This is a genomic window from Coprococcus sp. AF51-11b1 (genome assembly GCF_027682785.1).
In the GTDB taxonomy this organism is placed as follows: Bacteria; Bacillota; Clostridia; order Lachnospirales; family Lachnospiraceae; genus Allocoprococcus; species Allocoprococcus comes.
On record NZ_JAQCZB010000006.1, the window covers coordinates 1 to 15126 of the forward strand.

Consider the following 15126-nt stretch of genomic DNA (forward strand, 5'->3'; position numbering starts at 1 on the left):
ACTCTAAGGAATTGACCTAATTATCTAAGTTTCATGTCCACACTATAGGGTCCATTATAACGCCGAATTTGTTGATTTATTTATGATTTCTGTAATTTTCAATCAACCAGATTAAACGAATTTGTTGATCTGTTTTTAATTTTTGAAATTCTAAATCAACTATATCTGCATATTTCGTTGATTAGCTTTGAATTTTACAGTATCTAAGTCAATAAAATATTCTTATTTTGTTGACTTGTTTTTGAGTTTTATAGCATCTAGATCAATAATAGTTCCTTATTTCGTTGATTCATTTTCGGCTTTTAAGTTTTGCAATCATTTTTTTCAGTATAACGCATGTAAAAATGTGTATCAATGAAGCAAAAAATAAATATGAAAAACTGTAAAAAATATTGCCATCAATAAAAATCATATATATGATATTTATAAAGAACAAAGGAGGTTTAAAATAATGCCTATGAAAAAAAGATTATCCAGTTCCATTGGTACTATTATTGTTCTCTGTGCGATAATCATAATATCGTTGCAGAAATATCAGCCGGACAAAGAAGTAATTACTACTTTCATATATGAATGGCTAAATGACGATTCCAGGGCAGAGACAGAATACAAAAAAATTCTGGAAACCGGAAGTGATAATCAATCCTTATCTCAGCCTTTGCAAAAATACTTCATAACAGAAGCGGCATTCCAATCTTTCTTAAAGACATTTTATTATTTACCAGTAAAAATTCTGCAACAATACGATTCCTACAATTTAATAGACATTAACATAACAAAAGAATCTAATAGTTACTTTGTAAAAGTAGACTTAGAATTGATAAAAGAAGAAAAATCAAAGAATCATTCCATCACAATAAAAATTCAAATGGATCATAAAAAGTTTACCTATTTTACCATCACAGAAGGAAAAGAAATTTAACACAAATAAGCGGTTGAAAGATAAGAAACAAATAGGATATAATAACCCATAGATATTCAGGAAGGGAGGAAATCTTTCATGCAAAAAGTAATCAGTATCGGAAAACAGAATTTTGTATCTCTTCGGGAGAATGATTGTTTTTATATTGATAAAACAGATCTGATCTGTAAGTGGTGGGAATCAAAAGATGAAATTACTTTGATCACCAGACCGCGTAGATTTGGAAAAACATTGAATATGAGTATGCTGAATTGTTTCTTTTCCAATCAATTTACAGGACGGGAAGACCTTTTTAAAGGATTGGCAGTCTGGAAAAAGGAAAAGTATCGTAAAATGCAAGGAACCTATCCGGTAATTTTTCTGAGTTTTGCCGCAATTAAAGGCAGTAATTATGAAGATGCCAGAGATGGGATTATCATGGCGATCAATGAAGCCTATTCAGAACATAGGTATCTGCTTGAAAGTAATGAACTTACGGATGGTGAGAGGAAATGCTTTGAAGAGTTAGATTATTATGCAAAAAATCCAGGAATCAAAAAACAGGTGGCAAATGATACAATCTGTAATGCGGTAAAAAATCTGGCAAATTGCCTGAGCCGGTATTATAAAAAGAAAGTTATTATTTTGCTGGATGAATATGATACCCCGATGCAGGAAGCTTATCTCTATGGATATTGGAAAGAATTTACAGCATTTATCAGAAGTTTATTTAATGCAACGTTTAAGACAAATCCATATTTGGAAAGAGCAATGATGACAGGGATTACACGCGTGTCGAAAGAATCTGTATTTTCAGATTTAAATAATCTTAACGTTGTAACAACGACATCAACGGAGTATGAAACCTGTTTCGGATTTTCGGAAGAAGAAGTATTTCAGGCGTTAGAAGAGCGTGGGATGAACAATCAGAAAAAGCTTGTAAAGTCCTGGTATGATGGTTTTGTATTTGGAAATACGCATGATATCTATAATCCTTGGTCAATTACTAATTTTTTAGATAAAAAACAGGTCCGTCCTTATTGGGCAGATACCAGTTCAAATAGTATGATTGATGAACTGATTCGAAAAGCTTCCACAGACATCAAAGAAAAGATGGAAGAATTGCTGCAGGGAAAAGAAATCGTAGTTAATTTTGATGAACAAATCGTATTTGAGCAGCTTGATCAAGATGAGAATGCAATCTGGAGCCTGATGCTGGTAAGTGGTTATCTGAAAGCAGAGCAGATAGAATATCGGGGCGTTTTGTTAGAGCCATGGTATCATCTGCGAATCACCAATCTGGAAACAACAGCAATGTTTACAACTATGTTTAAAGGATGGTTCGCAAAGAATCAATCCAATTATAATCAGTTCATGAAGGCATTATTAAGTGATGATATAGATGCTATGAACTATTATATGAATCAGATTATAATGACAACATTCAGTTATTTTGATGTAGGACAAAATGAACCGGAACGATTTTATCATGGATTTGTTCTGGGACTCATTGCGGATCAGACTGATATTAAAGTGAGAAATATAAAAAGAGAAGAATCGTTGGAAGACACTGTGCAGACGGCACTGACACAGATTAAAGAAAAATGTTATGATGCAGAACTATATGACAGAGGTCTAAAAAAAGAAGAGATTCATCATTATGGTTTTGCATTTGAAGGAAAAAAAGTATTGATAGGATAAAAAGAAGAAAGTCAAACTGCTATTGCGATTTAAAACTTTTTCATATAGCAGTTTGACTTTATCCGTTTTATAGATTAATGTAAATAAAATCCCAGATCCAATATACATTCCGGAGGCAGATATTCTCGCGGAATATTCACAAGTGCAGTAATTTTCCATAAGATACCAAATCCAATCAGAATGAGTAGCATTCCTCTGACACATTTTCTATAATCTCCGGCAGGAAACTTATACAAATCTTTAATTCCAAAAGCAAAGATAAAAATTAAAATCAGGACGGTTATTCCAAACAAAAAGAAAAAAGATTTTTGCTTTTCTAAAATACGTCTGTTTTCACCAGACTGTTTTTTATGTTCCCCTTCCTGGTCGATGGTGACTTCATCTCCATCTTTTAATGGATATGTAGACCATTTTATGATCTGCAAAAGTTGTCCTTTTTCATCTTTTTCTTCCGGAAGAAGAATACTATCTGCGGTTATGGAAAGAGGATCGACAGCCTTTGAAAAGGCGAGAAATTTTGTTCCGAATACTCCTTCTTGCTCTGCCAGATAAAAAATCATATTTGTATCGGTATTATAGCAACTTTTGGGAATACGGATGGTAGAATTAAGCTTTTCTTCTTCTGTCTGACTGATCGTTGCAATCTCTACAGGTATCTGCATCCATTTTTCTATACGGATGGATAAAATAGTACAGATCATTAAAGAAATCAGGATCATACATCCGGCATTCCAGGTTTTCTTTTTCATCATTTTATCAACTCCATAAAATATCTTTTAGTCCATCCGTCAATTCTGTATTGTAATATAAAAAGAAAAATGTCACTGGAAGTAAACATAGTAGACCACAGACGGATTGAATTCCAACAGCATTTTGATTGAGTGATGCGAGAAAAACAGAAAGGGGATAGTCGGTTTCTTTTTCGAGAAAAAGGATAGGCTGTTCAACCATATTCCAGCTTTCTGTAAATACTAATATAAATAATGTGATAACGGCAGGTTTTGAATTTGGAACTATAATGTAGCGAATCATTTGTAGCTGATTTACGCCATCCATTCTTGCGGCATCAAGTGTAGAATCTGGGATTGCCTGGAAAACGAAAGTAAGCCATACAGTTCCAAAAGGTGAAAATATTGCAGGGATTATCAAAGCTTTCCAACTGTTTAAAAGTTTTAGTTTTTCTAATAAAATATAATTCGGCAGCAGTGTTACCTGAATCGGTAAAATCATAAATAGTGCAAATAGTATAAACCAGAATTTTTTCAGAGGAAAAGAATATTTTGCAAATGCTGTTCCTGACATACAGGAAAAAAGGGTTTGTCCTGCCGCAATCATCAGACACATGGCAAGGCTTCTCCAAAATTTTATCAGATAATCAGGTTTTGCCAGAAAAACTTTATAATAATTCATCAGAGAAAATCCGGTATCTGAATGAAAAACTGAAAATACAATCAGATAGATAATTGGAAATAAAAAAATAAAGGCTATGATCGAAAAAACAAAGAGCCGGGTGTACTGTTTGTACTTATGCATCGGCAGTCCTCCTCTTTAGAAAATAGTATATCATATAGATAAGACCACTTAGAAAAAGAATAAATACGGTAATAATAGTTGCACTGGCGGAAACCTTTTGGTAATTCAGATTTTGTAAATTATTATTCATAAAATGTTGTAAAAAATAAATACTGTTGTCTGGATGAGTTCCGCCAAGTAAAAAGGCTTCTCTGTAGCATTTAAACGCATTCATTATGGAGAGTATTAATGTAAAAAGGATAACCGGAAACAATATAGGACAGGTAATATAATAAAAGCTCTGCCATTTTCCGGCTCCGTGAAGACTGGCATATTCATAATATTCTTTCGGAATCATCTGAAGTCTGGAAGAATAAATGAAAATATAATATCCAACAAATTTCCAGAAATATAAAATACAGATGATCCAAAAAGCGCTTGATGTATGAAGCCAGTCTTTTTCAGGAAGATAAAAAAAGTTTAGTATCAGATTCAAAAAACCATTATTTTTGAAAAAAAACTGGATGACTAAAACTATAGATGCGATTGGCATGATGATTGGATAAAGAAAAGAGAGTCGGAAAATTTTCTGACCTTTCGTAATCTGTTGTAAAATTACAGAAATACAGAGAGCTGTCCCTAAAGTAACTGGTATTGTAACAAGCATATATTTACAAGTGTTTTTTACTGCCAGTAAAAACATTGTATTTTTAAATAGTTCTTTATAATTATCAAGACCTACAAATTCGCGTTTTCCGATACCAAAAGAAACAGAATACCACAAAACAATCAAAAATGGGATCAGATAAAAGAAAAGAAATCCTGATATTGCAGGGAAAGCCAGTAAGAATCCCTTCTTCTTTTTTTTCATTGCATCACGCTCGCTTTCACTTAAAACTATTCTGTCACCTGTGTATGATAATCATTCCATGCTTTGTCTGCTAAAGCCGAGAGCTTATCTTGCCATATCTTTTTAAAATCAGTTTGCGGACCATATAATAAACTACTATTTTCTATAATCTCTTCATAAATAAAATGTTCAACTTCTGTCGGAAAATATGCTCCTTCTAAGGACTGAAATGCTTTTATAGCTAAATCCTGTTTTGACTGATCTAAGAAGGACAGTTTTGTACGGATGGCAGATACTTGTACCGGATAATCTGTTCCAAGGACACCATTTGCGCTTAGTGACATTCCATTAGTACTAGTTGATTCTTGAATTACGCTATTTAAAAAATACATTAAGAAGTGATAAGCTTCTTCTTTATAATCAGATGCCATACTTACAGCACCAAAGCAACGAATGGCAGCCATTTTTTTCCCCTGAATATCAGGGATTATGTCTATTTGCGTTGTGTGTTCGTTTATGTCATCCAAAGATGAGATTAAAATATGCGAAGAGCTAGTATCAGTATTATTTGTCTTTTCATTTTCTAAATAATCTTGTTTAAATAATAAGTATTCTAATGCGAAATTACTCCACTTTTCCTTATCAAAGAAAATCTGACCGGAATTGTAATCCGCAGCAGGTTGAAACCAGTTACCACTGATATTATCTAATTCGAATAGTGCATTTTTCAGAGCGTGGTCAGAAGAACTTTTTATATTTGAAATCCAATCTTCTAAGGTATCATTTTCCTGTGTATAATCAAGTACAGTATCGGAGATTAACATATTATAGTGGCAGGAAAGAGGAAGAATATATTGTCTTTCCTGATATTGACCGGGGAGAAGAAAAGACGGATTATAGTTTTCCTTTTGCCAATAAGAATCTTTTTTCATATATTTATCCAATGAGGCGAATACACCACTTTGCATTGCCTTATAAGGATTTTCAAAAAGAGGTTCGTTCATCTGCGCAGCTCCATCGGTGGAACAGTTAACAAGATATAAGTCAGGACCTTTTCCAGACATGATCTGTGTACGGAGTTTCTGAATTTCTGCAGATCTTTTATCAGGATCAGGAGATAATATTTTAATTTCAAATTCCAGAGAGTTATTTTTGGATGTGGCATATTTTACAGCATCAAGAACCTGCTCCTTAAAAGCAGGTTCTATAACAATAGAGAGTGTTTTGGAGACATCTTTATTTAGCTTTGTACATCCGGATAATCCAATTGAAAGGATGAGGAGTGGAAGAAGAGCAAATTTAAAATTGAACATTGGTATGATCCATCCTTAAAAATTACAAAGTATAATTGATTGAATTTAAATGATGTATATATCTTAGTATCTGAATTTTAACACAAAAATAAAACGATGTCAAATAATAAAGAAATTTTTTGAAAACGAAGTAGTTCGTATGATTTTGTTGATTTTCGAAGAATACCAGAGGACGCTTGCATTTCAAAAAAATACAAGTTATCCTTAAGAAGATGTACAAAGGAGGAAAAGAAGATGCAGCTTGCAACAGCAATGAATCTAAGAAAAGCAATGGATGAGGAAACCAAAAGAGAGCGGTTCGCTTCCTGGTACAGCACACTGCCCGGAATCCCGGCACATGAAAAAGAGATCATAGAAAGGTCTTTAAAATATAACGTGTGGAAAGAACTCATAAAACTCTTTGTCGTTTATATGATCCTTTCACTGGTATGGTTTTTCGGAGCCGGTCAGTATGATCCGTTTGAAAGTGTAACAGGATATTCTCTCATAGGAAAAAAGAGCGTAATTGGAGTTGTGCAGGAGGATGGCGAGTCATTGCGCTTGAAAAATCCGAATAAAGGTGAGCATGTAAGTTACACACTTGCAGAACTTGGAATGGATCCGATCAAATATTCTTATGGCAGTCGGTTTCAGACATACTGGGAAAAAGAAAAGAATGGGGAATATCAGTTACTTGCGGTATTGCCGGAAAAGCAGGTATCGAAAATAGAAGGTCTTTATTATGGCGTAATGGGAGTCGGATATTTTGCAATTCTTATTGGCGGGATTTGTGCGTTTTTTATCCGGAGAAAACGATATACAGGATGGTTTTTATCGTTCTATTACAGGCTGGAAAAGTTTTACTCAGAATATGGTGTATGGCAGAAATACAGTGTTGAAAGAGGTTATGACACGGTCGATGCGATTATTGCTTACGGAAATGAAAATCCGATATATTTTGTAAACGAATTTTCGAATATCCATCTCACAAAAGAGGAAGTAAAGAAAAAGAAATCAAAGCTTGCCATGGTCTGGCTGACATCAATAGCGGTTATGGCTGGGATTATACTTGTTATTTCACTGTATGTGAATATTACGTCAGCGATCGAGTGCAGGCAAAATGAGGCAAGGACAGCAGCAGTTTTAGAAAAGCTGCAGAATGCGATCGATGAAAAAACGACAGGTCTTGGTGACAAATCGGAATATTACAATTATGCGGACATGATCGACCGGGCAAGGGATACATTCCCGGAAGAAGATATCTACTACAAGCTTCAGACAACGGAGGATTATGTCACGATAATTGTCACAACAAAAAAGAAACAAAATGTCTGCTTTGACCGGTATGTGCCGGTTCAGGGATCAATTGGTGATGAGGATACAGAGTATAAGCTTGAGATTGCCATGGTATCGGATGCGATGCAGCCGGACGACATTTTACATAATTATACAGGGATACTTAAGATAAAGTAAGGTAATGGCAAAAAGATGATTCTGCGAAAGGACGAAGGAGAAAATTTATGAAAAAGAAAAGATTTGCAATGGCAGCAGTATGCGCAGTCATGACTATAGCGCTTGCGGGATGCAGTATGCTCAGCTCCAAATTGAACGATATTACAGGAAAATTAGTGGGGAATTCGTACACGATCACGACCTATGATAATTACGGGAATCGTGTAATGACAACTACAGGAGACAAGATCAATGTGCAGGGAAATGCAGTGGAAACTTCAAGCTATGATTCAGACGGTAATGTTATCACAGGATATGAGCTTTCCTCTGTCATTACGATTACAATCGATGGAAAGGAAATCGAGAGTTGTGGTGATACCTGTATTTTTGCGCAGGACGCGTTGAAAGCGGATGTGGATTTTACGCAGGAGGATATTGAAAGCAATGCAAGCGGTAAGATTACAGACAATACTGCGATCGCAGGTGTCCTGAATAAGTATAAAAATATGTTTGGAAAAGCCAGAGTGGTTGTTATCAAATCCCAGCTTGGACAGCCAATCGTAGCGTATAGCGGAGAAGATGTGTACTGGGAAATCCCGGATGATCTGCCGAAATTTACGAAGTTGATGATCGATGGGAAAGCGTTGTACATACACCGGGCAAATTTCCAGATTATTGATAAGAGTTTGTTGGAATCCAACTGATAAATTTACTGTGGTGAAATTTCACGGCTGATATAATCAAAGCATGGGTGCTATCATAACGGTGGTGGTTAGTCTTTCTTCAGAGGGACTGGTAAAGCAGAGGTATTTTAACTTGCATTTCCCGAAAATACAAGTTATCCTTATCTGTATATCAAGAGGAGGCAGAAAAAAGTGGAAGAAACAAAAAAGTTGTCATGTATAGATTGCAATGTCAAGAAATGTAATGTAAAGCAGAATATAGAGAATCATAAGCCATATCCTGGATTTTGCGTGTCACATAATATGGACTTGAAAGACCGGCAGATGGCGCTTGATACCTATCTGGGAGATGAAAAAGATTTAAAGATCATGCGTGCAAGTGCCGAGATTGAGCACGATTTTTACTGCCAGGCAACCCGTGTGGAGGAGACGATCCGCTGGGCAAAAAAACTGGGTGCCAAGAAGATCGGAATTGCAAGCTGTGTGGGACTCTTAAAGGAAAGCCACCTGCTGGCAGGACTTTTGAGAGAATACGGCTTTGAAGTGTACGGTGTGGGCTGTAAGATCGGAGAAGTTCCAAAGACCGAGGTCGGCATTCCGGAACGCTGCGAGGAGGTCGGAGTTCATATGTGTAACCCAATCCTGCAGGCGCAGATGCTGAACAAAGAGAAGACGGACATCAATATCGTGATGGGACTTTGCGTGGGACATGACAGCCTCTTTTACAAATATGCCGAGGCGCCGAGTACAACGCTGGTTGTAAAGGATCGGGTGCTTGGAAATAATCCGGTGGCTGCTTTGTATACGCTGGACTCTTATTATAAAAAGTTACATCATCTGAATCTGGAGGAAGAATAATGCACATTCGACATATTTTATTTGATCTTGACGGAACGCTGCTTCCGATGAACCAGGACGAATTTGTTACCTTTTATATGCCGCTTCTGGCAAAAAAATATATATCCGAGGGGATTTCCTTTGATCCGAAAGCATTTATCGCATCCGTGTGGAAGGGCTATGGAGCGATGGTGAATAATGACGGAAGTTGTACCAACCGGGAAGCATTCTGGCAGTATATGGACGAACTGCTTCCGACGGATTCGGAGAATTCCGAACGGATTGCCCTTGATTTCTATGCAAATGAATTTAACCAGGCAATTGCGGTGACGCAGCCAAACAGTCTGTCGGACAAGGTTGTGAAAAAGGCAAAGGAAAAAGGAATCCGCACCTACCTTGCAACCAATCCGGTATTTCCAAAGGTGGCAACGATGAACCGGATCAAATGGGCGGGACTGGATGCAGAGGATTTTGAGCTGATCACAACTTATGAGGATAATTGTTACTGCAAGCCAAATGTGGACTATTACCGAACAATTCTTGAACAGTTTCATCTTAGACCGGAAGAGTGTCTGATGGTAGGAAATGACGTGGAAGAGGATCTTGCAATTCGGAAACTCGGCGTAAAGACATTCCTTGTTACAGATACGAAGGAAAATAAAAAGGATCTTCCAATCGAAAGCGATTACCAGGGATCGATGGAAGAGTTGTTTGCATTTGTGGAAAGCCTGGAAAATGCTTAAAAATTTATTGAAATTCCAAACTTTTATTGTAAATGCATGGCGGACGTGGTAAATTATTCTAAGTAGTATCCGGAGGGAACCGGAGAAGAGTATATGATAAGAAACAGAGGGAAACTGATATGAAGAAAAAGTTACTTGTTGTTTGTGGCGGACAGTCCAGTGAGCATTCAATTTCACGAATTTCCTGTAATTCAGTGATGAAGCATCTGGATAAAGATAAATATGAGATTACACTTGTCGGCATTGCAAAAGATGGGAAATGGTACATCTTAAAGCAGGAAGATAATGACCTGTCAAAAGATACCTGGCTTGACGGAGCAGAAGTGGTAGAAGGTGTATTCGATCTTCTGAGAAGTCAGGATGTTGCATTCCCGGTACTTCACGGACTTTACGGAGAAGATGGAACTATCCAGGGATTATTTGAACTGGCACAGCTTCCGTATGTAGGATGCCGTGTATTTGCATCCAGTGCATGTATGGATAAGATTTTTGCAAAGAAAGTATTTGAAAGTGCAGGAATTCCGCAGGTCAAATCTGTATATGTAAAGAAGCGCAATGACGGAAGACTGGTCGTTGTCGAAAAAGACATGGAAGAAACAGAAGAAGTAGAAGCTTCGATTATGAAAGAACTTGGTATGCCATGCTTTATCAAAGCAAGCCGTTCCGGATCCAGTGTGGGCTGTTATCGTTGTGATAAAGTTGAAGATTTACTTCCGAAGCTGGAAGAGGCAGCAAAATATGACACTCATGTTGTAGTAGAAGAGTGCGTGGATTGTATCGAACTTGAGACTGCTGTTCTTGGAAATGATGACATTATCGTATCCAGAGTCGGACAGATCATGCCACACGGTGAATTCTATACCTTTGAATCCAAATATGAAGATGCAGAGAGCAAGACATGTATCCCTGCAAAAGTAGATGAAGAGATTCAGGAACAGATCCGTAAGTATGCTGTTCGTGCCTTTAAGGCAATTGACGGACACGGACTGAGCCGTGTGGATTTCTTCCTGGATAAGAAGACCAATCACGTTTACCTGAATGAGATCAATACCCTTCCGGGATTTACGAGTATCTCCATGTATCCGCAGCTGATGGAAGATTTGGGATATAGTTATTCTGAACTGCTGGATAAACTGATTGAGATTGCTGATGAGAACTAGTTAAAAAGAATAGAAGAATGTTTATTACTGCCGCCGATGATGGTGGCAGTTTTTTTATTACATAGGAAATTTCGTTTCCTATGTAATAAAAGCCTCCGGCAGGATGCGCACTGCGGCGTATAATGAAGATGTCGCAAACGACTTCTACAATTCATAGTGCATAATGACTAAAAATCTGTAAATACAAAAAAATATTGAAATAAATCTGAAAATAATATAGAATTAAAGTAATAAAAAATAATAATGGAAGAGGAGATGATCGCATGAAAAGAAAAAATAATATTTTACTGATTTCGATTCCTTTAGGTGTTCTGTTGCTTTTATATTATGGTTACATTGCATTGGATACTTGGCTCCAATTTCAAATTAGAACAGGAAATGGCATTTCAGCAGCAAATGGTGAATGGATTTTATCTATTCAATACACGTTTCTTTTTATACTGAAATGGTTTGGCCCGGTTTTATTAGTCGTATGTTTGTACGGAATTCTAAAATGGATAAAAAAGAAAGAATAAAGAAAAAGCTCCAGAATCAGCAAAATAATTGTTGATCCTGGAGCTTATTTAGAAGAAACAATATAATTTTAGTTCTCTTTACTATATTCCAGAGAAGCTTCCACAAATCCCTTAAACAGCGGATGTGGTTTGTTTGGACGGGATTTGAGTTCCGGATGTGCCTGTGTTCCGATGAACCAAGGATGTTCCGGAATTTCCACCATCTCTACGATTCTGCCGTCCGGAGAAAGTCCGGATAAGAGCATACCGTTCTGGGTAAGAGCATCACGGTAGTCATTGTTGACTTCATAACGATGACGATGACGTTCGTGGATTTCTTCTTTTCCATATAATTTATAAGCTTTTGATTCTTTGTTAAGAACACAAGGATAAGAACCAAGACGAAGGGTTCCACCGATGTCTTCAATACCGATCTGGTCAGGCATGATGTGGATGACCGGATGTGTAGTGTTTGGATTCAGTTCTACGCTGTGTGCATCATGATATCCGACAACGTCTCTTGCAAATTCTACGATGGCAAGCTGCATTCCAAGGCAGAGTCCGAGGAATGGAACCTTATGTGTTCTTGCATATTTGATGGCTTCGATCTTACCTTCGATACCACGGTCACCGAATCCACCAGGTACGAGGATACCACTTACATCACCGAGAAGTTCATCGACATTTTCCGGTGTGACAGTTTCAGAGTCAATCCATTTGATATTTACGGTTGTGTGGCTGTAGATGCCGCCATGTTTTAATGCTTCAACAACACTGATATATGCGTCATGGAGCTGGATATATTTGCCGACCAGGGCGACTGTTACATCCTGTGTCGGATGCTTCAGGCATTCGACCATCTCTTTCCAGTCTTTCAGATCCGGTTCCGGACAGTCAAGCTTCAGGCATTCGCATACAACGGAAGCGAGATGTTCTTCTTCCATGGCGAGTGGTGCTTCGTAAAGGTATTCCACATCCAGGTTCTGAAGAACGTGATCAGATGGCACGTTACAGAAGAGGGCGATCTTGTCTTTGATTCCCTGATCCAGTGGATGCTCAGAACGGCAGACCAGAATATCCGGCTGGATTCCCATTCCCTGTAATTCTTTTACGCTTGCCTGAGTCGGTTTGGTCTTCATCTCCTGGGAAGCATGCAGATATGGGATCAGTGTGACGTGGATCAGCGCAACATTGTCATGTCCCATATCATGTTGGAACTGGCGGATAGATTCCAGGAAAGGCTGGCTTTCGATGTCTCCGACGGTTCCACCGACTTCGATGATCGCAATCTCGGTATCTGTAGCTGCAGGGTTGCGATAGAAACGGCTCTTGATCTCATTCGTGATATGCGGGATGACCTGTACGGTTCCTCCACCAAAATCTCCACGACGTTCTTTCTGAAGAACGGACCAGTAAATCTTTCCTGTCGTTACATTCGAGTTCTTGGTAAGACTTTCATCGATAAATCTTTCATAATGTCCAAGGTCAAGGTCTGTCTCAGCTCCATCGTCTGTTACAAAAACTTCACCGTGTTGTACCGGATTCATTGTACCCGGGTCAATGTTGATGTACGGATCAAATTTCTGCATTGTAACTGTGTACCCGCGTGCTTTGAGCAGACGCCCAAGAGAAGCTGCTGTGATTCCTTTTCCAAGACCTGAGACAACGCCTCCGGTAACAAATACATACTTAACTGCCATAGTTCCAGTTCCCTCCTTATGGTATTTTTTTTGTCTACTACTCATTGTGTTCTGTAAAAAATAAGATAGAATGCGATTTCTATTCATCAGAAAAGTCCGGTATAACCTCCTGACGGATAAAAATAGAAAAAAACCCCATAAAAACAAATTTATGTGGCTCCCTCGCTACTTTGATTTCCCCTTGAAATCAATTCCCCTATAAAATACTTTAAAAGTATACACCCATTCCAGAAAAAAATACAACAATTTTTTTGAAATGGGTGTATAAAAATCAAAAATATAATATTTGTCTACTGATAGATCGGTTTTTTCTCGTATCTCGGTTCAGATGTAACCTGGATGGATAACTTCTGGAACAGACGGATATCTACATTTGCAAGCATAACGGATACATGAGCCTGGCAGCCTTTTAAATTCGGGACTTGTCTGAGTGCCTGTTCAGCAACCGGATTGGAAGAGGCACTGATAGAAAGTGCAATCAGAGCTTCATCGATGTGAAGTCTTGGGTTCTTGCTTCCAAGGAATTCGGTTTTAACTTTCTGGATCGGTTCCAGGGCAGTCGGTGAGATCAGGTGCATATCATGATCGATTCCGGCGAGTTCTTTTAAGGCGTTCAGGATCAGGGCAGCAGATGCGCCAAGCAGATCAGAGGTTTTCCCTGTTACGATGCGTCCGTCCGGAAGCTCCATAGCGGCAGCCGGTGCACCGGTTTCTTCAGCGCGTGCAAGGGCGGCATCAACAACCTTACGGTCATGTACGGTGACTCCTGCCTGATTCATCAGAAGCTCGACCTTATAAGTCTCTTCCTTCGGGCATTCACCGGAAAGGAAACGGTCCATGGTGCGGTAGTAGCGGCGAATGATCTCCTGACGGGAAGCTTCTTTGCAGACTTCATCGTCACAGATGCAGTTACCAGCCATGTTAACACCCATGTCTGTTGGTGATTTGTATGGATTTTCTCCGTAAATGCGCTCAAAAATTGCACTCAGTACAGGGAAGATCTCTACGTCACGGTTGTAGTTGACGGTAGTAACACCGTAAGCTTCCAGATGGAACGGGTCGATCATATTTACATCGTTAAGGTCAGCAGTAGCTGCTTCATATGCTAAGTTGACCGGATGCTTTAACGGGATATTCCAGATCGGGAAGGTTTCGAATTTGGCATATCCTGCGCGGACTCCGCGCTTGTGCTCATGATAGAGCTGGGAAAGGCAGGTAGCCATCTTTCCACTTCCAGGTCCAGGTGCGGTGATGACAACCAGAGGTCTGCTTGTCTCAATATATTCGTTCCTTCCGTATCCTTCGTCACTTACGATCAGCGGGATGTTGGAAGGATAACCTTCTATTACATAATGGATATAAACTTTAATGCCAAGCTTTTCCAGACGTCCTTTGAAAAGATCGGCACTGTTCTGTCCGGAGTACTGTGTGATAACAACACTTCCGACAAAGAGACCATTGGCTTCAAATTCGTCTTTCAGGCGGAGAACGTCAGTGTCATAAGTGATCCCAAGGTCACCGCGGACTTTGTTGGCCTCAATATCGGCTGCACTGATAACGATCACAATCTCTGCGGTATCCGATAATTCTTTTAGTAAATGTAATTTGCTGTCCGGCTGAAATCCAGGAAGCACGCGGGAAGCATGATAGTCATCGAAAAGCTTTCCACCGAATTCGAGATACAGTTTGTTGTCAAACTGATTGATTCGCTCACGAATGTGAGAAGACTGCATTTGCAGGTATTTTTCATTATCAAACCCAATTTTCATAAAGTTCCATCCTTTTTGTCCATAATTTTACT

The 15126-nt window shown here is 38.4% G+C and carries 14 protein-coding genes; 8 read left to right on the forward strand and 6 right to left on the reverse strand.

All coding sequences use genetic code 11. From position 1 onward, the window contains the following. Positions 1 to 451: 451 nt before the first annotated feature. Positions 452 to 922 carry a hypothetical protein gene (locus PGY05_RS07120; protein WP_055246762.1) on the forward strand — a complete coding sequence of 157 codons (471 nt, stop codon included), beginning with the start codon at positions 452 to 454 and terminating at the stop codon, positions 920 to 922. Between the two features lie 78 nt (positions 923 to 1000). Next, positions 1001 to 2602: an AAA family ATPase gene (locus tag PGY05_RS07125; RefSeq protein ID WP_055246760.1), complete on the forward strand. Its 1602-nt coding sequence runs from the start codon at positions 1001 to 1003 to the stop codon at positions 2600 to 2602. 74 nt (positions 2603 to 2676) lie between these two features. On the opposite strand, the gene PGY05_RS07130 is transcribed toward PGY05_RS07125, so the two are convergent. Genes PGY05_RS07130 through PGY05_RS07145 form a run of 4 tightly spaced genes read right to left on the reverse strand, consistent with a single transcriptional unit; the run spans position 2677 to position 6277 of the window. Further along, a complete protein-coding gene (locus PGY05_RS07130) occupies positions 2677 to 3354 on the reverse strand; it encodes a hypothetical protein (protein ID WP_008374417.1) in 678 nt (225 codons plus the stop codon). 4 nt (positions 3355 to 3358) lie between these two features. After that, positions 3359 to 4135, reverse strand: a complete 777-nt coding sequence (locus PGY05_RS07135) for a carbohydrate ABC transporter permease (protein WP_022220100.1) — start codon at positions 4133 to 4135, stop codon at positions 3359 to 3361. Further along, on the reverse strand, positions 4128 to 4985 hold the full coding sequence (locus PGY05_RS07140; protein WP_008374422.1) for a carbohydrate ABC transporter permease: 858 nt from the start codon (positions 4983 to 4985) through the stop codon (positions 4128 to 4130). The genes PGY05_RS07135 and PGY05_RS07140 overlap by 8 nt, the downstream gene beginning before the upstream one ends. Before the next feature lie 26 nt (positions 4986 to 5011). Further along, entirely contained in the window at positions 5012 to 6277 is a 1266-nt protein-coding gene (locus tag PGY05_RS07145; protein ID WP_215686160.1) for an extracellular solute-binding protein, read from the reverse strand. Between the two features lie 234 nt (positions 6278 to 6511). On the opposite strand from PGY05_RS07145, the gene PGY05_RS07150 reads away from it, so the two are divergent. The 6 genes from PGY05_RS07150 to PGY05_RS07175 all read left to right on the forward strand — a co-directional run bounded on the left by PGY05_RS07150 (position 6512) and on the right by PGY05_RS07175 (position 11646). After that, a complete protein-coding gene (locus tag PGY05_RS07150; protein ID WP_117824124.1) occupies positions 6512 to 7729 on the forward strand; it encodes a hypothetical protein in 1218 nt (405 codons plus the stop codon). Between the two features lie 47 nt (positions 7730 to 7776). Continuing rightward, positions 7777 to 8412 carry a DUF5052 family protein gene (locus PGY05_RS07155; RefSeq protein ID WP_008374432.1) on the forward strand — a complete coding sequence of 212 codons (636 nt, stop codon included), beginning with the start codon at positions 7777 to 7779 and terminating at the stop codon, positions 8410 to 8412. 171 nt (positions 8413 to 8583) lie between these two features. Next, positions 8584 to 9249 carry a DUF1847 domain-containing protein gene (locus PGY05_RS07160; protein WP_022220098.1) on the forward strand — a complete coding sequence of 222 codons (666 nt, stop codon included), beginning with the start codon at positions 8584 to 8586 and terminating at the stop codon, positions 9247 to 9249. Beyond that, positions 9249 to 9971 (forward strand): HAD family hydrolase, encoded by a 723-nt coding sequence (locus PGY05_RS07165; protein WP_055156476.1) that lies wholly within the window; start codon positions 9249 to 9251, stop codon positions 9969 to 9971. Before PGY05_RS07160 ends, PGY05_RS07165 begins: the two co-directional genes overlap by 1 nt. Before the next feature lie 119 nt (positions 9972 to 10090). Beyond that, positions 10091 to 11131, forward strand: a complete 1041-nt coding sequence (locus PGY05_RS07170; RefSeq protein WP_270475582.1) for a D-alanine--D-alanine ligase family protein — start codon at positions 10091 to 10093, stop codon at positions 11129 to 11131. A 263-nt stretch (positions 11132 to 11394) separates the two neighbouring features. Next, positions 11395 to 11646, forward strand: a complete 252-nt coding sequence (locus PGY05_RS07175) for a hypothetical protein (protein WP_055156479.1) — start codon at positions 11395 to 11397, stop codon at positions 11644 to 11646. Between the two features lie 68 nt (positions 11647 to 11714). Here PGY05_RS07175 and PGY05_RS07180 read toward each other — a convergent pair whose 3' ends face one another. After that, positions 11715 to 13325 (reverse strand): CTP synthase, encoded by a 1611-nt coding sequence (locus tag PGY05_RS07180; protein WP_055246750.1) that lies wholly within the window; start codon positions 13323 to 13325, stop codon positions 11715 to 11717. Positions 13326 to 13615: 290 nt separating this feature from the next. Continuing rightward, the gene (locus tag PGY05_RS07185) at positions 13616 to 15094 is read right to left on the reverse strand and encodes a DUF1846 domain-containing protein (protein ID WP_270475583.1); all 1479 of its coding nucleotides are present in this window, start codon (positions 15092 to 15094) and stop codon (positions 13616 to 13618) included. Positions 15095 to 15126 lie beyond the last annotated feature (32 nt).